We start from the raw sequence: 16800 nt of genomic DNA on the forward strand, positions 1-16800 counted from the left end.
GCGCCACCGTGTGCCGCAGCGGGGATTTTTCAGGTTACAATTTGCGGCTTGGAGGTGTGGCCGAGCGGTTTAAGGCACCGGTCTTGAAAACCGGCGAAGGAGTGATCCTTCCGTGAGTTCGAATCTCACCGCCTCCGCCAGACAATCAATGAAAACGGGCCTTGCGGCCCGTTTTTCATTGATAGCCGCCAATGTCGCGGCTAACCCGGCCAGCTTTCCCGCACACCATGGGCCGAGACGCCAACCGCCGCCTACACTGAACGGAACATGCGTTTGCCGCAGACGGAACGAACGCTCAGGGGGTTCCCCTCCCCTTAACTTCCCCGCTCGCCGGTCGATATCAAAGCTATCTGATCTGTCCTGTCCGCGCACGCCCGGGAGACGCTCATGAAATTCCGTTCGCTCGTTACCGCACTGGTTTGGATTGCCATGGGCGTGAGTGCATCGTGCGCGTTTGCCGGTTCGTCGATAGCATTGTCCGACGACGACAGCGCCGCCGTGTTCGGCTCAGTCAGGCTGACGTCCATGCAGGATATTGGTGGCAACGTGACGCTCGGCGCCTCGGCGGCCGCACTGGGTGCCAACGCACTGCATGGTGCAAGCGGCAACATCGGCGTCAATCTCGCCGCAGGCGCGCTCAACGTGCAAGCGAATCAGATCGCGCTGATCAACACGCCGCAAGCCGACATCTCAACGCAACAGAACGTGCACACCGTCGCGCAGTTGACCGGCAACTCGACTGCCGAACTCGGCGCGGGCGCGCTGTCACGCGTCAGCGGTAACGTCGGCGTGAACCTCGCGTCCGGCGTGGGCAATGCCCAGCTCAACGGACTCGTGGTTCACTAAAAGCCTGCGTCAGGCGCTAAGCATCTCCAGCTTCTCGCGTGCATCCGCGCAACGGCGATTCAGGTCGCGATGCACCAACTGGCTGTCGAGCAGCGTTGAGACATCCGACAAGCCGTAATCAAAGCGCAAGACGTATTCGATGTCTGTGTAATCGTGATAGGCGCCGCTGTCTGCCAGCTTCTGCGCTTCGGCGAAGGCAGCATGTTGCCGCTCGCCGTTCATCAAATCTCTGATCGCCATGATTGCCGCTCCGAGGAACAGTGACTCCATCATAGCAATGCAAATTGAACGGCACGGTCGCGCGCACGCAACACCTGGTGTTTTCCGTAGTGGGTCCGTGGCGAACCGGTCACACACGAATTCAGGCCGATCTCAAGCCGCAACGACCGGCGCTTTCCTTCCATGCCAACGGACAACCAGAATCCGGCCGACGTAACACAGCGTGCCCGCGACGCCGACAACGATGCCCATGCCCTTGGGCGAACCATCCTGCCACAGTCCGACCGCAAGACTCGACAGCGCGCCGAGCGCCAGTTGAACCGCGCCGAACACGGCGGCAGCAGCGCCTGCATTCATTGGATAGCGATGCATCAGATCGGTCGTACAGTTGGCGGACAACAGACCCACCACGCCGACCACGAAGAAAAGACCAAACACGATCGACCACAGCCCGCCCCAACCCGTCAGCGACACGAGACAGACGAACAATGAAGCGATGCAACTGACGCTGGCCGCGAAGGAAATGAGCGGCAGCGAGCCGAGCTGACCGACAAGACGCGTATTCATGAAGTTGCCGAACATGATGCCGACGATATTCAGCGCGAACAGGAAGCCGTAATGTTGTGCCGACACGTGGAAGTACTCGATGTACACAAACGGCGTCGCCGTGATGTAGGCGAACATTGACGCGAACGCCATGCCGCCGCAGAGCATATGTCCCCACGCAACCGGATCGCGCAGCAATTTGCCGTAGGCGCCGAACGATTGCAGCAACGCCGACTGCGCGCGCTTCTCGCGCGGCCATGTCTCCGGCACCTTGAGGAAGGCGGTGACCGCGCACACTGTGCCGAACAGCGTCAGCACGATGAACACGACACGCCAGCCGCCGAGCAACAGCAACTGTCCGCCGATCAGCGGCGCGAGCAACGGCCCGATCGACGTAACGATTGCGAGCATTGACAGCACGCGGGCCGCGTCGGTTGGCCCGTGCGCATCGCGGGCGATGGCGCGCGCCAGTACCGAGGCCGCCCCTGCGCCGAGCGCCTGGACGAAGCGAAATGTCACCAGTGAGCCAATTGAAAACGACAGTGCGCACGCCACACTCGCCAGCGCATACATGATGATGCCGCCGAGGAGCACGGGCCGACGTCCATATGAATCCGACAACGGACCATAGAGCAGCATGCCGATCGAGAAACCGAACATGAAACTGGTAAGCGTGGTTTGCGCCGAACCAGTGCTGATGGTGAAAGCCTGCGCGATGGTTGGCAGGCTTGGCAGATACATATCGATGGAAATCGGCCCGCATGCGGCCAGCGCACCGAGCAACAGAATCAGCCGGCCATCGGGCCGGCGTCTGGTGACGTGAGACATGGGAATCCAGATGAAGCGCCGCGTCGATATCGACAGCGGAGCGTGGTGAAACGGGGAAAACAGCAACTTGACAGCCTCAATTGTACGCGACGGCCACCCCATCCACTGCCCCGGGACGCCTGACATCGAGGACAGCCATGCGAGAGGACCGCGGGTCCCACACGCACGAGCAAGTGACGGCGCACGCGCCAAGAAGACCCACACGCAGCGACCCACCACCACGCAGAGACCCACCACCATAATGATGAAAAGCTACACCACTGAAGTACCGCATCGGCGCGCGCAGCGCCGCCGGAGGAATGACAGCCTTGTCACCCAGGCGGGCAGGTGCGCAGGCCCAATCTCTACGGAGCCACGAGCCCCTCCAAGCCAGGGGACCCACTTAAATGTTGGCCGTTTGAGCCGCTTTCTTTTGCCTACTTTTCTTTGCGGCCGGCAAAGAAAAGTAGGTGCCGCCCCGCACAGGGGCGACGCTAATAGACCAACAAGAAAATAAGGAAAGGCCAACGCCGCAGGCAAAAACCCCCATCCCCCCGACTCCGGTACAATTTCCCCACCACCCCCGGCCCCGCGTGCAACGCAGACCCAGCCCCAAGCCCATCACGCCGCCGAGCAACCGCATTCATCGAACACCCATGTCCAGAAACCAAACCCTCTTCGACCGCGCGCAGCGCACCATCCCTGGCGGCGTAAACTCGCCAGTCCGCGCCTTCCGCTCCGTAGGCGGCACGCCGCGCTTCATCGAGCGCGCCGAAGGCCCGTACTTCTGGGACGCCGACGGCCAGCGCTACATCGATTACATCGGCTCATGGGGCCCGATGATCCTCGGCCACGTCCACCCGGAAGTGCTCGAAGCCGTCCAGCGTGTGCTCGCAAAAGGCTTCTCGTTCGGCGCGCCGACCGAATCCGAAATCGAAATCGCCGAAGAAATCTGCAAGCTCGTGCCGTCGATCGAACAGGTCCGCATGGTATCGAGCGGCACCGAGGCGACCATGAGCGCGCTGCGTCTCGCCCGCGGCTTCACGAACCGCAGCCGCATTGTCAAATTCGAAGGCTGTTATCACGGCCACGCCGATAGCCTGCTGGTCAAGGCCGGCTCGGGCCTGCTCACCTTCGGCAATCCGACTTCGGCGGGCGTGCCGGCGGATATCGCCAAGCACACCACGGTGCTCGAATACAACAACGTCGCCGAACTCGAAGAAGCGTTCAAGGCCTTCGGCAACGAGATCGCCTCGGTGATCGTCGAGCCGGTGGCGGGCAACATGAACCTCGTGCGCGCCACGCCGGAATTCCTGCAGGCCTTGCGCCGCCTGTGCACCAAGTACGGCTCGGTGCTGATTTTCGACGAAGTGATGTGCGGGTTCCGCGTCGCGCTAGGCGGTGCACAAGAGGTCTACCGCATCACGCCGGATCTGACGTGTCTGGGCAAGGTAATCGGCGGCGGCATGCCGGCGGCGGCCTTCGGCGGCCGGCGCGACATCATGGCGCACCTCGCGCCGCTCGGCGGCGTCTATCAGGCGGGCACGCTGTCGGGCAATCCGATCGCGGTCGCCGCAGGCCTGAAGACGCTGCAACTGATCCAGGCGCCGGGCTTCTACGAGACGCTCGCCGCGCGCACCACCCGTCTCGCGAATGGCCTTGCGAATGTCGCGCGCGAAGCGAAGGTGCCGTTCGCGGCCGATTCGCTCGGCGGCATGTTCGGCCTGTACTTCACCGAATCGATCCCGACGAGCTTCGCCGAAGTGACGAAGAGCGACGTGGCGCGCTTCAATGCGTTCTTCCACAAGATGCTCGATGCGGGCGTGTACTTCGCGCCATCGGCATATGAAGCCGGCTTCGTGTCGATTGTTCACGACGACGCGATTGTCGACGCCACGATCGAGGCAGCGCGCGGCGCCTTCGCCTCGCTCGCGGCCTGAGCCGGCGGTCCCCCGAACCCGCAGCACACAGCCCCTAGCCCAGCCACCGTACCCGAGCGGATCCCGATGTTTTCGCAAACCGATTTCGTCCATATGGAGCGCGCGCTCGCGTTGGCGAAGCGCGGCATGTACACCACCGACCCGAATCCGCGGGTCGGTTGCGTGCTCGTCAAGAACGGAGAGGTGATTGGCGAAGGCTTCACGCAACCGGCCGGGCAGGATCACGCCGAAGTGCGCGCGTTGAAGGACGCGCGCTCGCGTGGCCACGATCTGCGCGGCGCTACCGCCTACGTGACGCTCGAGCCGTGCAGCCATTTCGGCCGCACTCCGCCTTGCGCGAATGCATTGATCGACGCGCAGGTCGAGCGCGTGGTTGCCGCGATGGAAGATCCGAATCCGCAAGTCTCCGGGCGTGGCCTGAAGATGCTGCGCGATGCCGGCATCGAGGTGCGTTGTGGGCTGCTCGCCAACGAAGCGCACGAACTGAACATCGGCTTCGTGTCACGCATGACGCGCGGCCGACCGTGGGTGCGGATGAAAGTGGCGGCGTCGCTGGACGGCCGCACAGGCCTGCCCTCCGGCGTCAGTCAATGGATTACCGGCGAAGCGGCGCGTGCCGACGGTCATGCGTGGCGTGCCCGCGCGTCGGCGATTCTGACCGGCATCGGCACCGTCAGGGAAGACGATCCGCGCATGACCGTGCGCGCCGTCGACACGCCGCGCCAGCCGCAACGCGTGTTGATCGACAGCCAGCTCGACGTGCCGCCCGACGCGCAGATTCTCGCCGGCGCACCCACGCTGATCTTCTGCGGCAATCTCGATGAGCGCCATGCCGAACGCGCCGCCGCGCTGCGCGACCGTGGCGCGGAAATCGTGCAACTGGCCAACGAGGCCGGCAAAGTCGATCTGCGCGCCATGCTTAAAGTGCTCGGTGAGCGCAATGTCAACGAACTGCATGTCGAGGCGGGCTACAAGCTGAACGGCTCACTACTGCGTGAAGGCTGTGTCGACGAACTGCTGGTCTATCTCGCGCCGAGCCTGCTCGGCATGGACTCGATGAGCATGTTCAATCTCACCGCACCCGAAACGCTTGACGACCGTGTACAACTGAATTTCCACACGGTCGACCGGCTCGGCGACGATCTGCGGATTCTCGCGCGCTTTGTGCCCCGCGCGGCGCCTCGTCACGCGCCGGACGCCGAGCCGCAAACCGAGCCGGCACCCCAACCTACTTCGAATTGATCAAGGAACCAGCACGATGTTTACAGGAATCGTCGCGGCGGTCGGCCGCATCGAATCAGTCAAACCCCTCGGCACGAATGGCGACGCGGGCGTACGTCTGAACGTCGAAGCCGGCGGCCTCGATCTCGAAGACGTGCAACTCGGCGACAGCATCACGATTCAGGGCGCGTGCATGACGGTGGTCGAAAAAACCACGCATTCGTTCGAAGTCGACGTATCGCGTGAAAGCCTGAACTGCACGGTCGGTCTGGGTGAACCAGGCGAAGTCAATCTGGAGAAAGCGCTGCGCGCGCATGACCGGCTCGGCGGCCACATCGTCTCCGGACATGTGGACGGCCTCGGCACGGTCACGCATTTCGCGCCGGTCGGCGAATCGCACGAATTGCGCGTGTTGGCGCCGCGCGAAATCGGCCGTTACCTGGCCTATAAAGGCTCGATCACCGTCAACGGAGTGAGCCTGACCGTCAACTCGGTGAAAGACCACGACAATGGCTGTGAATTTTCGATCAACCTGATTCCTCACACGGTTCAGGTCACCTCGCTGAAAAACCTGCATGACGGATCGCAGGTGAATCTGGAGATCGATCTGATTGCGCGCTACGTGGAGCGCATGCTGTCGACCTCGCAGAACGCCGGCTAGTCGAACCGCTTCACACGCCCGAGGGCCGCCGCGCCCTTGGCGATCTCTTCCCCACCCGATCGAAACCGGCACCCAGAGCGGCTAGCGCCGCGGCCTGGCGGCCGCAAACCCATGCCAGTGGCCCTCGTCCGGCCCAAGCAAGTGGCCAGACGGCCTATGCTGTCCGGCGCAGGCGACTTGGCGGCGCGCGTGGCGTAAAATACGCGCTTTCCCGAAAAACTCGCCAACATGACGCTCGCCTCCACTCCAGAGATCATCGCCGAACTGAAAGCCGGCCGGATGGTGATCCTCGTCGATGAAGAAGACCGCGAAAACGAGGGCGACCTCGTGATCGCCGCCGAATTCGTCACGCCGGAAGCGATCAACTTCATGGCCCGCTACGGCCGTGGTCTGATCTGCCTGACGCTCACGCAGGAGCGCTGCAAGCTGCTGAACCTGCCGCTGATGACCTATCGCAACGGCACGCAGTACGGCACGGCGTTCACCGTCAGTATCGAAGCGGCCGAAGGCGTGACCACCGGCATTTCGGCGGCCGACCGTGCCCGCACCATCGCCGCAGCGGTTGCGCCAGACGCGAAAGCCGAGCACATCGTGCAGCCGGGTCACGTGTTCCCGATCATGGCGCAGCCCGGCGGCGTGCTGGTGCGCGCCGGCCACACCGAGGCCGGTTGCGACTTCACTGCGTTGGCGGGTCTCACGCCAGCGGCGGTGATCTGCGAAGTGATCAAGGACGACGGCACGATGGCGCGCCTGCCGGACCTGATGGAGTTCGCCAAAGAGCACGATCTGAAAATCGGCACGATCGCGGACCTGATTCATTACCGCAGCCGCACTGAATCGATCGTCGAACGCATTTGCGAACGCACCATGCAAACCGCGCACGGCGCATTTCGCGCGGTGATGTATCTCGACCAGCCGAGCGGCCAGCCGCATATCGCGCTGGTGCGCGGCACGCCTGAGCCAGAGCACGATACGCCGGTGCGCGTGCACGAGCCGCTGTCCATGCTGGATCTGCTCGAAGTCGGCAAGTCGACCCACTCGTGGACGCTGGACGCGGCCATGAAAGAGATTGCCCAGCGCGACCTGGGCGTGATCGTGCTGCTGAACTGCGGCGATTCGAAGGAACATCTGGTCGACGTGTTCAAGGCGTTCGACTCCAAAGAAAAAGCGGAAGCGCTCAAGCGCCGGCCGGTCGACTTCAAGACGTACGGCATTGGCGCGCAGATTCTGCGCGAACTCGGTGTCGGCAAGATGCAAGTGCTATCGAACCCGCGCAAGCTGGGCAGCATGTCCGGCTACGGCCTCGAAGTCACCGGCTTCGTGCCGATGCCGGGCGGCACCGCACAGGCTCCGCAGCAAGGCTGATCCGACCATTCACGCGCTTAAGCGCCCACTCAAAACACTACGGAATTCACATGGAAATCGGACAATACCAACCGAATCTCGACGGCGACGGACTGCGTATCGGCATCGTCCAGGCGCGTTTTAACGAACCCGTCTGCAACGGCCTCGCTGACTCCTGCATCGAAGAACTGGAACGTCTCGGCGTGACCGGCGAAGACGTGCTGCTGGTCACCGTGCCGGGCGCACTGGAAATCCCGCTGGCGCTGCAAAAGCTCGCCGAAAGCGCGCAATTCGATGCACTGGTCGCACTGGGTGCGGTGATTCGCGGCGAGACCTATCACTTCGAGCTGGTGTCGAACGAAAGCGGCGCGGGCATTACGCGTATCGGCCTCGACTTCGGCATTCCGGTCGCCAACGCCGTGCTGACCACCGAAACCGACGAACAAGCTGTCGCGCGCATGACCGAGAAGGGTCGTGACGCAGCGCGCGTGGCCGTCGAAATGGCGAATCTCGCGGTCGCGCTCGAACAACTCGGCGGTGACGACGAGGAAGAAGACGAAGAAGAGGAAGAGGCATGAAGAGCGCACGCCGACGCTCCCGCGAACTGGCCACGCAGGGGCTTTACCAGTGGCTGCTGTCGGGCTCCCCCGGCGGTGAAATCGACGCGCAACTGCGCGGCGCGCAAGGCTTCGACAAGGCCGACCACGAACATCTGGACGCTATCCTGCACGGCGTGATCCGCGATTCGGAGGCCCTCTCCGCCGCGATTGCACCGTGCCTGGACCGCCCGATCGAGCAACTCTCGCCGGTCGAACGCGCGGTGCTGCTGGTTGCCGCCTTCGAACTGAAGAATCACGTCGACATCCCGTATCGCGTGGTGATCAACGAAGCGGTCGAACTCGCCAAGACCTTTGGCGGCGCGGACGGCTACAAGTACGTGAACGGCGTGCTGGACAAACTGTCGGCGACACTGCGCGCGGACGAAACGCAGGCGGCCCGCAAGCGTTGAGCATGAGGTGCACACCTCGTGCGCCCTCGCCGGCAACGGCGAAAACTGGCCGTCCACAAGGACGCCGCTTCGCGCATGACGATCCATGCGACAGGCGCCGTCCCGCTTTTGCTTCTGAACTGGATTGAACTGTATGAACTCCGTGACCGAACCCTTGGTGCGGCTTGCTGCCCGCGTCGACGCCATCCAGCCTTTCTATGTGATGGAACTGGCCAAGGAGGCCGCGCTGCTCGAGCGCGAGGGGCGCGACATCATTCACATGGGAATCGGTGAACCCGATTTCACCGCGCCTGAGCCAGTCATCGAGGCAGCCGCTAGCGCGCTGCGCCGGGGCGTCACGCAATACACCAGCGCGCTCGGCCTGCAGGCACTGCGCGAGGCGATCTCGGCGCATTACGCCGAAGCCTATGGCGTCAGCGTGGATCCGGCGCGGATCGTGGTCACCGCGGGTGCTTCGGCAGCGTTGCTGCTGGCGTGCGCGGCGCTGGTGGATCGCGACGACGAAGTGCTGATGCCCGACCCCTGCTATCCGTGCAACCGCCATTTCGTGATCGCCGCCGAAGGCAAGCCGGTGATGGTGCCGAGCGGCCCGGCCGAACGTTTCCAGTTGACCGCGGCCGATGTGGATCGCCTTTGGAGCGAACGCACGCGCGGCGTGCTGCTGGCATCGCCGTCGAATCCGACCGGCACGTCGATCGAACCGGCCGAGCTCGAACGCATCGTCAAGGTCGTACGGGCGCGTGGCGGCTTTACGATCGTCGATGAAATCTACCAGGGTCTCAGCTACGACGCGAAGCCCGTCTCGGCGCTCTCGTTCGGCGACGACGTGGTGACCGTCAACAGCTTCTCGAAGTACTTCAACATGACCGGCTGGCGTCTCGGCTGGCTGGTGGTGCCGCCGGCAATGGTCGGCGCGTTCGAAAAGCTCGCCCAAAACCTGTTCATCTGCGCGTCGGCACTCGCGCAGCACGCGGCGCTGGCCTGCTTTGAACCGGAGACGATCGCGATCTACGAAGCGCGCCGCCTCGAATTCAAACGCCGCCGCGACTTCATTGCGCCGGCGCTCGAATCGCTGGGTTTCACGGTACCGGTCATGCCTGACGGCGCCTTCTACGTCTATGCCGACTGCAGCACGGTTGCGCATCCGGCAGCCGGCGACAGCGCCGCCCTCACCAAGGCGATGCTGCACGACGCGGGCGTGGTGCTTGTGCCGGGCATGGACTTCGGCACCTATGCGCCGAAGCAATACATCCGGCTGTCGTACGCAACCGCCTATCCGAAACTGGAAGAAGCCGTCGAGCGGCTGGCAAAGCTGTTCGGGCGGCATTGAACCAACGGACAGCGCCTAAGTAAGCGGCCAAGCTTGATGACAAACCCGGCCGCGCTGTCCGATCGCGGAAACAAAAAAAGGACACTCGGCGAGTGTCCTTTTTTCTGGCCGGCCGCCGCTTTCGCGTCAGGCCAACCCCTTCTATACCTGGCTCAAGCGCCCAACTCCGAAGCCGATGCCACATGCTTGGGAGCATTGGCGCTGGCGTCGTCCTGGTCGGACACCGGCGTCTTCGTCGTTGCCGTGCTCAACGGATGACCGGTGTCGAGCGTCATCTGCACGCGCTTGCCGTTGCCTGCCGCAGCAGCCGGAGCCGTGTTCGACGCCGTCAGAACCGGCGCCTGCGGTGCGTTGATCGGCACCTTGCGGCCACGCGCCACATCGCGCAGACGGCCACGCTCGGCCATCACCTTGGCGCCGTAGCCGCCGTCGTCCTGCGAACTCGAGCCGACGTACAGACGCAAACCACCCGGCAACGAACCGCCGCGAGCAATGCAGTCCTTCAGCACCAGCGCGCCCACCTTGATGTTCGCGACCGGTTCAAGGGCCGCGCTCTGACCGCCGAAATACTGGAACTTGTCCGAATGCACCTTGGACATCACCTGCATCAGGCCCTGTGCACCCACGCCGCTCTCGGCGTACGGGTTGAAGCCCGATTCGATCGCCATCACGGACAGCAGCAGCAGCGGATCGAGGCCGACTTCACGGCCGGTGTCGAACGCCGCCTTCACGAGCTCGCTAACGGGCTCCTGAGCGACACGATAGCGCCGTGCAAGGTAGGACGAGACCAGATCCTGCTCATGGGTCGAGACCAGCACGCGATCGTCGCGTGCGTCGGCGGAGACGCGTTGTGCCGGAATCAGGCGTGCCAGCGCGGTGACGCTCTGCATGGTGCGCGGGTCGAGGCCGTTCAATGCGGCCACGCCCATGCCGGTCGTGCCGCTGTTGTCGAAGGCGCCGTCGTAGCTGGTATTGCTCGCAGTGACGCCGGTGTTGCCGTTGTTCGCGCCGCTGGCGGCGTCGTCGCTGGTCGAATTCGCGGACAGCGAGTCGTCGGCGGACGCGGCAGGCGGTCCAAAAGCCGGCAGCGGGTTGCCCTGCAACAGGCGGGCAGGACCGGCTTGCACAGCGGCCGAAATGACCGGCATCAGCTTCGCGGCGAGGGTGCCACGCAAGGCTGGCATCAGCCACAGCGTGACTGCCAGCACGACAGCGACACCGCCGACAATGCTGAACAGGTGATGACTCATTCGCGTCCCGCGACGCAACACACCACGCATAACTTGCGCAATACGTTCATCGGGACGCCACGATAACCAGGCGTTCATTCAGATCTCCCATGTTGCATGATCCGCGAACTCCGCCGGTGCAACAGGCGGCAACACGCTCGCAGAATCAAGACATCGCGCGCTCTGTCTGGTTAGGGCAGCAGCGACGTCGGGAAAACGGCAAATACCGTTTGTGGGGAGCCGTCTTGAAAAGAGGTCCGCGGCATGCCAAAAAACATGCGGGCGGCGGCTCCCACGCGAAAAACCAGCGTCAGTTAACGCTGGCGAGAACTTCATTAAGCCGACAAATACCGTGCAGGGAGTCGGTAAGCGGTGACGCGTTGCGTCAAAAGGGACCGGGGGCAGTGGTAAAAAGGTTCACGCCCTGCAACCAATGTGGACGGATTCTATTCAGGGTTTTATAGATCGTCAACACTATAAATAAGCAAATCTATAACTAATTGTAATAATGAACGGTGTTCAGCGCCCTGAAAACCGCGTGGTACGCGCTTCTTGAGCTATCTCGATTCGCTTCGGCTAATCGGGCCATTTGGCGAATCTACGTGCGGTAGCTAACGCAGGTAAAATCGACAATTATTCTGGCGCCGGGAAGCCCTGCCGCGCCGTCCTTCCCGCCGCTTGCGCGGCTCTCTACCGCACCAGATGAAATATAAAGACCTGCGCGATTTCGCCGATCGTCTCGAGGCGATCGGGGAACTCCGCCGTATCCCGCAAAACGTCTCGCCAATCCTGGAAATGACCGAAGTGTGCGACCGCGTGCTGCGCGCCGGCGGTCCGGCTTTGCTGTTCGAGAGCAAGCAGGAACACGCGTTCCCGGTGCTCGGCAACCTGTTCGGTACGCCGCGCCGCGTCGCGCTCGGCATGGGTGTCGACGCAGCCGATGCAGGCGACGGCGCCGCGCTGGAGTCGCTGCGCGACGTCGGGCGTCTGCTGTCCGCCTTAAAGGAACCGGAGCCGCCCAAAGGGCTCAAGGACGCCGGTAAACTACTCTCGCTCGCGAAGGCGGTATGGGACATGGCGCCGAAGACGGTAAGCGCGCCGCCCTGCCAGGAAATCGTCTGGGAAGGCAACGATGTCGACCTCGGAAAACTGCCGATTCAGACCTGCTGGCCAGGCGATGCGGGGCCGCTGATTACATGGGGCCTGACGGTCACAAAAGGCCCGAACAAGAGCCGCCAAAATTTAGGCATATATCGCCAGCAATTGATCGGACGTAACAAACTGATCATGCGATGGCTCGCGCATCGCGGCGGCGCACTCGATTTCCGCGAGTTCGCGCTGCGCAATCCAGGCCAGCCATATCCCGTGGCCGTGGTGCTGGGCGCCGATCCGGCGACCATCCTCGGCGCGGTCACGCCGGTGCCCGACACGCTCTCGGAATACCAGTTCGCCGGGCTGCTGCGCGGCGGGCGCACCGAGTTGGCCAGATGCATCACGCCGGGCGTCGATAGCCTGCAGGTGCCCGCGCGTGCGGAAATCGTGCTGGAAGGCTTCATCTACCCGCAGGAAGGCACGCCCTCGCCTGCCCCCGCAGGCGCGCCACCACGTCCCGCCAAAGGCGCATCCGCCGCCTACGAACACGCGCTGGAAGGTCCCTACGGCGACCACACCGGCTACTACAACGAACAGGAGTGGTTCCCCGTTTTCACGGTCGAGCGCATCACGATGCGGCGCGACGCGATCTACCACTCCACCTACACCGGCAAACCGCCTGACGAGCCCGCCGTGCTCGGCGTCGCGCTCAACGAAGTATTCGTGCCGCTGCTGCAGAAGCAGTTCGCCGAAATCACCGATTTCTATCTGCCGCCCGAAGGTTGCAGCTACCGGATGGCGATCGTGCAGATGAAGAAGAGCTACCCCGGCCATGCCAAGCGCGTGATGTTCGGCGTGTGGAGCTTCCTGCGGCAGTTCATGTACACGAAGTTCATCGTCGTGGTGGACGAGGACGTGAATATCCGCGACTGGAAAGAGGTGATCTGGGCGATCACCACACGCATCGATCCGTCGCGCGACACCGTGCTGGTGGATCGCACGCCGATCGACTACCTGGATTTCGCCTCGCCGGTGGCGGGTCTCGGCTCCAAGATGGGGCTCGACGCGACCAACAAATGGCCGGGCGAGACCGATCGCGAATGGGGTCGCCCGATTGTCATGGACGACGCGGTGAAGCAGCGCATCGACACGCTATGGAATGAATTGGGCCTGTAAAAACAGGCCTGGAATAACAAAACAGATGGTGCGCGGATGCATGCTTTTTCAATGATGTCGGATGGTTTTTTTCTGTCGTTGTCGTTGTGCCTGGATATCGGCCTTGTCAACGTCGCAATGATTTCGCTGACGCTGTCGCATGGCTTCAAACCGGGCTTCTGGCTAGGTCTCGGTTCCTGTATCGGCGACCTGATTTACGCGGCGCTCGCGCTGGCGGGAATGGCCGCGTTGCTGCAGTTCGAATCGGTCCGCTGGATCGTGTGGATCGGCGGCGCGGCGATACTGTTGTTTCTCACCTGGAAGATGGCCCGCGAAGCGATGTTCCCCGCGTCGGCGCCGCCGGTTGCCGGCGAGGCGGTTGCCAGCGCGCCGCATCTGTCCGCATGGCGCGGCTTTCTGCGCGGCGTGCTGCTGGCGGTGTCGTCACCTTCGGCGATTCTGTGGTTTGCGGCAGTGGGCGGCGCGCTGATCGCGAAAGCGGGTGCCACGAGTGTGACGACCGCGCCGGTGTTTCTCGGCGGCTTCTTTCTCGGCGGCCTGTGCTGGACGATCTTTATCTGCGGACTCGGCAGTCATGGACGCAAACGCGCCGGCACCGGACTGCTGCGCGCCTGTCATGTATTGTCGGCGCTGCTGTTCGCATACTTCTCGTATAGCGTGATCGTCAACGGATATCGCGATCTGATCGTGCAGACCGCACAGATGGCTAGCTAGATAAAACGGCTCGCGTTTGCGAGCCGTTTTTCCATCCGCTTAACGCTGCGGTGTAGAGCAACGCAGCACAAACACAAACGGCGTAACCCGCCGATCCAGCCGGTGTTACGCCGTCAACCTGCACTTACGCAAATCTGGCCACAATTAGCGGCGATAGTAGCCGTGTCCGTAATAACCGCGGTAGTAGCCATGGTGATAATACGGACGGCCATAGCCACCGTAGTACCCACCCACCACGACCGGCGGCGGCGCATAAACGACCGGGGGCGCCGGTGCATAGACCGGCGGGGGCAGCGGTGAGTAATAAACCGGCGGTGGCGCGGCATAAACCGGATAAGCCGGCGCAATTGGAACGCCGATACCGATACCGACGGAAACGTGCGCCTGAGCAGCAGTAGCGAGCCCCACACCGAGTGCAGCAGCAACGACAAACGGAACGATCTTTTTCACTTTATTCTCCTGGCGCGGCCCATTCAGGTCGCCGACTTCGCATGCCCTGCATGCCATGAATTCAATGTATCGAAAAAGACTTCGCGCCGTTGTTCGCATTTGTTGCAAATTGCAATCGGCGGCAATGGGCCGCAATGCGCATTTGTCTGGCGTCCTCCAGACGCGGCGCAGCACTCGCTAGAAATCAAGGGTTTGCGCGCGACCAGACGGTAGTAGCGCGTCGCTCAAGCGGCTTCAACCATTTAAGCGCTGACTCGGCAGTAATCTTTGATTACAAATTCGCTTCAATCCTGACAAGCGCAGTTGGGGTTCAACTGTGACCCCAAAAAAGAAATGCCCGACGCAACCGCGCCGGGCATTTCTCACTCGTGAGTGGACGATATTTCAGCCTACCTTCACATAGGCGAATTCTCTGGAGACGTTAGGCGGAACGTATGCGCCACTGATCCGCACACGCGGCGTGAGGCGCTTTCTCTGGTCCCACCAGCGACGGCGCTGTGAATGCGTCAAGAACCGCAAGTGCTTTCGGTAAGAAAAAATACTCATCGTGACCTCCCGAATCTGACTGCGAGACAAAAACCCCCAGACCAACAACTGCCAAACCGTTTCAAGTTCAAGGCGAAATTGTGAGCAGTTTTCGAGCCTGCGGGGTGCGCGCCGTCAGATGACGGAGCGCGCGCACCATATCGCGCGGAAACTGATCAGGGGAAAGCCGGCGCCTCGCCACCGGTGGTGCGGATGCGCGATACTTCTGCTTTCCCCTTCAAATGTTCTGTCTGGAGCAGGTACCCATGTCCCAGTCCTCTCTGCCGCGCCTCGGCTTCATCGGCGCGGGCCGGCTGGCCCGATGTCTTGCGCTCGGCTTCTCACGCGCCGGTTATCCGGTCACGGCGGTGGCGAGCCGCACGGCGGCCTCGGCCAGCCGGCTTGCCAGTCAAATCGGACACTGCACGGCATTCGACGATCCACAACAGGCTATCGATGCCGCCGATGTGGTCTTTTTAGCCGTTCCCGACGACAGCATCGGTACGACAGCGCACACACTACGATTCTCACCCAACACCGCAGGTAGCCCGCACGGCAAGGCGCTCGTGCACTGCAGCGGCGCGTCGCCGGTCGAACTGCTGGCGCCGGCGCGCGACCAGGGTGCCGCGATCGGCGGTTTTCATCCACTGTACCTGTTTAGCGGCGATCTCGCCGACATCGAGCGGATCGCCGGGTGCTCGGTGACGATCGAGGCCGACGGCGCGCTCAAGGACACGCTGACGGCGCTGGCCGTCGCACTGCGCTGCCATCCGTTGTCGATCCCGGCTGGCGGGCGGATGCTCTATCACGCGGCCGCGCACTATGCCGCCAGCTTCGCGCTGTGCAGCCTCGCCGAATGCGTCGCGCTGTGGCGCACCCTTGGTTTTGCTGAAGACGACGCCCTGCGCGCGCTTTTGCCGATGCTGGCCGGAACCATCGAGACCGCCCGCGACAAGGGCCTGCCCAACGCGCTCGCCGGCCCGGTATCGCGCGGCGACACGGGCGTGGTGCAGAAGCAACTGGCGCTGCTGGAAGGCCTCGGCGGCGACCATGCCGCGCTTTACGGCCTGTTGTCGCGGCGCGCGGTCGGTCTGGCCGAGCGTCGCGTGACGCCGCCCACGGCGATCAAGGCAATCGCGCAGGCCGTTGAAGATTCGCTGAACCGTTCGCTGAATCAGGCTGCAGCAGGTGCAAGCGTCAAGTAAGCCGTGATAATGTGACGTCCGGCGCCGCGCGCAATCCGCCAGCGCCGCGCTTCGGGACCAACAGACGAGAACATACAATGATCAAGGTCAGCATCCTCTATCCGTATCGGGAAAACGGCCACTTCGACGTGGACTATTACTGCGTCACCCACATGCCGCTGGCGGCCAGGCTGTTCGGGCCGTCGCTGAAAGGCTGGTCGGTCGACGTCGGCATCAACGCCGGGCCGCCGGGAACGCCGCCGCCGTACGTCGCGTCAGGACACTTCCTGTTCGATAGCGCGGACGATTTCTACAAGGTCTTCAAGCCGGCGGCAGAGCGCCTGGGGGCGGATATCCCCAATTACACGGACGGTGGCAACGGCACGATTCTGATCAGCGAGATCAAGATTTCCCAATAACTGCCGTTGAGGCAGGATGACCGGGTGGTGCGTTGCGGATCGCCGGCCAGCTTTGCCCGAATACGGTGATGATCGACGGTGCTGTCGC

At 63.0% G+C, this 16800-nt stretch carries 16 protein-coding genes and 1 tRNA gene; 13 read left to right on the forward strand and 4 right to left on the reverse strand.

Annotation, left to right across the window (positions count from 1 at the left end; translation table 11 throughout):
* The first annotated feature begins 50 nt into the window (after positions 1-50).
* Positions 51-140: transfer RNA gene (locus tag PQR27_RS16460), tRNA-Ser, on the forward strand.
* A gap of 247 nt (positions 141-387) precedes the next feature.
* Positions 388-846, forward strand: a complete 459-nt coding sequence (locus tag PQR27_RS16465) for a FapB/FapC family functional amyloid domain-containing protein (protein ID WP_408524641.1) — start codon at positions 388-390, stop codon at positions 844-846.
* 9 nt (positions 847-855) lie between these two features.
* On the opposite strand, the gene PQR27_RS16470 is transcribed toward PQR27_RS16465, so the two are convergent.
* On the reverse strand, positions 856-1086 hold the full coding sequence (locus tag PQR27_RS16470; RefSeq protein WP_408524642.1) for a hypothetical protein: 231 nt from the start codon (positions 1084-1086) through the stop codon (positions 856-858).
* Between the two features lie 132 nt (positions 1087-1218).
* The gene (locus tag PQR27_RS16475; RefSeq protein ID WP_408524643.1) at positions 1219-2439 is read right to left on the reverse strand and encodes a Bcr/CflA family multidrug efflux MFS transporter; all 1221 of its coding nucleotides are present in this window, start codon (positions 2437-2439) and stop codon (positions 1219-1221) included.
* A 635-nt stretch (positions 2440-3074) separates the two neighbouring features.
* Between PQR27_RS16475 and hemL the strand changes: the two genes are divergently transcribed.
* The 7 genes from hemL (at position 3075) to PQR27_RS16510 (ending at position 9923) form a co-directional block, all read left to right on the forward strand.
* Positions 3075-4358 carry a glutamate-1-semialdehyde 2,1-aminomutase gene (gene hemL, locus PQR27_RS16480; protein WP_408524644.1) on the forward strand — a complete coding sequence of 428 codons (1284 nt, stop codon included), beginning with the start codon at positions 3075-3077 and terminating at the stop codon, positions 4356-4358.
* Between the two features lie 66 nt (positions 4359-4424).
* Positions 4425-5600 (forward strand): bifunctional diaminohydroxyphosphoribosylaminopyrimidine deaminase/5-amino-6-(5-phosphoribosylamino)uracil reductase RibD, encoded by a 1176-nt coding sequence (gene ribD, locus PQR27_RS16485; RefSeq protein WP_408524645.1) that lies wholly within the window; start codon positions 4425-4427, stop codon positions 5598-5600.
* A gap of 16 nt (positions 5601-5616) precedes the next feature.
* On the forward strand, positions 5617-6240 hold the full coding sequence (locus PQR27_RS16490) for a riboflavin synthase (protein WP_408524646.1): 624 nt from the start codon (positions 5617-5619) through the stop codon (positions 6238-6240).
* A gap of 228 nt (positions 6241-6468) precedes the next feature.
* Positions 6469-7605 carry a bifunctional 3,4-dihydroxy-2-butanone-4-phosphate synthase/GTP cyclohydrolase II gene (ribBA, locus tag PQR27_RS16495; RefSeq protein ID WP_408524647.1) on the forward strand — a complete coding sequence of 379 codons (1137 nt, stop codon included), beginning with the start codon at positions 6469-6471 and terminating at the stop codon, positions 7603-7605.
* A 50-nt stretch (positions 7606-7655) separates the two neighbouring features.
* The gene (ribH, locus tag PQR27_RS16500) at positions 7656-8162 is read left to right on the forward strand and encodes a 6,7-dimethyl-8-ribityllumazine synthase (protein ID WP_408524648.1); all 507 of its coding nucleotides are present in this window, start codon (positions 7656-7658) and stop codon (positions 8160-8162) included.
* Entirely contained in the window at positions 8159-8593 is a 435-nt protein-coding gene (gene nusB / locus PQR27_RS16505; RefSeq protein WP_408524649.1) for a transcription antitermination factor NusB, read from the forward strand. Before ribH ends, nusB begins: the two co-directional genes overlap by 4 nt.
* Before the next feature lie 133 nt (positions 8594-8726).
* Positions 8727-9923, forward strand: coding sequence for a pyridoxal phosphate-dependent aminotransferase (locus PQR27_RS16510; protein ID WP_408524650.1), 1197 nt, complete (start codon positions 8727-8729; stop codon positions 9921-9923).
* Positions 9924-10075: 152 nt separating this feature from the next.
* Here PQR27_RS16510 and PQR27_RS16515 read toward each other — a convergent pair whose 3' ends face one another.
* Complete coding sequence (locus PQR27_RS16515; protein WP_408524651.1) at positions 10076-11251, reverse strand: transglycosylase SLT domain-containing protein; 1176 nt, start codon at positions 11249-11251, stop codon at positions 10076-10078.
* Positions 11252-11854: 603 nt separating this feature from the next.
* Between PQR27_RS16515 and PQR27_RS16520 the strand changes: the two genes are divergently transcribed.
* Both PQR27_RS16520 and PQR27_RS16525 read left to right on the forward strand, forming a co-directional pair.
* A complete protein-coding gene (locus tag PQR27_RS16520) occupies positions 11855-13420 on the forward strand; it encodes a UbiD family decarboxylase (protein ID WP_408524652.1) in 1566 nt (521 codons plus the stop codon).
* 36 nt (positions 13421-13456) lie between these two features.
* Positions 13457-14134, forward strand: coding sequence for a LysE family translocator (locus PQR27_RS16525; protein WP_408524653.1), 678 nt, complete (start codon positions 13457-13459; stop codon positions 14132-14134).
* Positions 14135-14278: 144 nt separating this feature from the next.
* On the opposite strand, the gene PQR27_RS16530 is transcribed toward PQR27_RS16525, so the two are convergent.
* The gene (locus tag PQR27_RS16530) at positions 14279-14584 is read right to left on the reverse strand and encodes a hypothetical protein (protein WP_408524654.1); all 306 of its coding nucleotides are present in this window, start codon (positions 14582-14584) and stop codon (positions 14279-14281) included.
* Positions 14585-15375: 791 nt separating this feature from the next.
* Here PQR27_RS16530 and PQR27_RS16535 point away from each other — a divergent pair.
* Positions 15376-16314 (forward strand): Rossmann-like and DUF2520 domain-containing protein, encoded by a 939-nt coding sequence (locus PQR27_RS16535; protein ID WP_408524655.1) that lies wholly within the window; start codon positions 15376-15378, stop codon positions 16312-16314.
* Between the two features lie 77 nt (positions 16315-16391).
* Positions 16392-16712: an EthD family reductase gene (locus tag PQR27_RS16540; protein ID WP_408524656.1), complete on the forward strand. Its 321-nt coding sequence runs from the start codon at positions 16392-16394 to the stop codon at positions 16710-16712.
* The last annotated feature ends 88 nt before the right edge of the window (positions 16713-16800 follow it).

The organism is Paraburkholderia fungorum, from assembly GCF_046027215.1.
Lineage (GTDB): Bacteria > Pseudomonadota > Gammaproteobacteria > Burkholderiales > Burkholderiaceae > Paraburkholderia > Paraburkholderia fungorum_D.

Excerpts from the sequence above, each read along its gene's own strand:
- ribBA (WP_408524647.1), top strand. The coding sequence starts at position 6,469 with ATGACGCTCGCCTCCACTCCAGAGATCATCGCCGAACTGAAAGCCGGC.
- nusB (WP_408524649.1), top strand. The coding sequence starts at position 8,159 with ATGAAGAGCGCACGCCGACGCTCCCGCGAACTGGCCACGCAGGGGCTT.
- hemL (WP_408524644.1), top strand. The coding sequence starts at position 3,075 with ATGTCCAGAAACCAAACCCTCTTCGACCGCGCGCAGCGCACCATCCCT.
- PQR27_RS16510 (WP_408524650.1), top strand. The coding sequence starts at position 8,727 with ATGAACTCCGTGACCGAACCCTTGGTGCGGCTTGCTGCCCGCGTCGAC.
- PQR27_RS16490 (WP_408524646.1), top strand. The coding sequence starts at position 5,617 with ATGTTTACAGGAATCGTCGCGGCGGTCGGCCGCATCGAATCAGTCAAA.
- PQR27_RS16475 (WP_408524643.1), bottom strand. The coding sequence starts at position 2,439 with ATGTCTCACGTCACCAGACGCCGGCCCGATGGCCGGCTGATTCTGTTG.
- PQR27_RS16515 (WP_408524651.1), bottom strand. The coding sequence starts at position 11,251 with ATGAACGCCTGGTTATCGTGGCGTCCCGATGAACGTATTGCGCAAGTT.
- PQR27_RS16525 (WP_408524653.1), top strand. The coding sequence starts at position 13,457 with ATGCATGCTTTTTCAATGATGTCGGATGGTTTTTTTCTGTCGTTGTCG.
- PQR27_RS16465 (WP_408524641.1), top strand. The coding sequence starts at position 388 with ATGAAATTCCGTTCGCTCGTTACCGCACTGGTTTGGATTGCCATGGGC.
- ribH (WP_408524648.1), top strand. The coding sequence starts at position 7,656 with ATGGAAATCGGACAATACCAACCGAATCTCGACGGCGACGGACTGCGT.
- PQR27_RS16470 (WP_408524642.1), bottom strand. The coding sequence starts at position 1,086 with ATGGCGATCAGAGATTTGATGAACGGCGAGCGGCAACATGCTGCCTTC.
- PQR27_RS16540 (WP_408524656.1), top strand. The coding sequence starts at position 16,392 with ATGATCAAGGTCAGCATCCTCTATCCGTATCGGGAAAACGGCCACTTC.
- PQR27_RS16535 (WP_408524655.1), top strand. The coding sequence starts at position 15,376 with ATGTCCCAGTCCTCTCTGCCGCGCCTCGGCTTCATCGGCGCGGGCCGG.
- ribD (WP_408524645.1), top strand. The coding sequence starts at position 4,425 with ATGTTTTCGCAAACCGATTTCGTCCATATGGAGCGCGCGCTCGCGTTG.
- PQR27_RS16520 (WP_408524652.1), top strand. The coding sequence starts at position 11,855 with ATGAAATATAAAGACCTGCGCGATTTCGCCGATCGTCTCGAGGCGATC.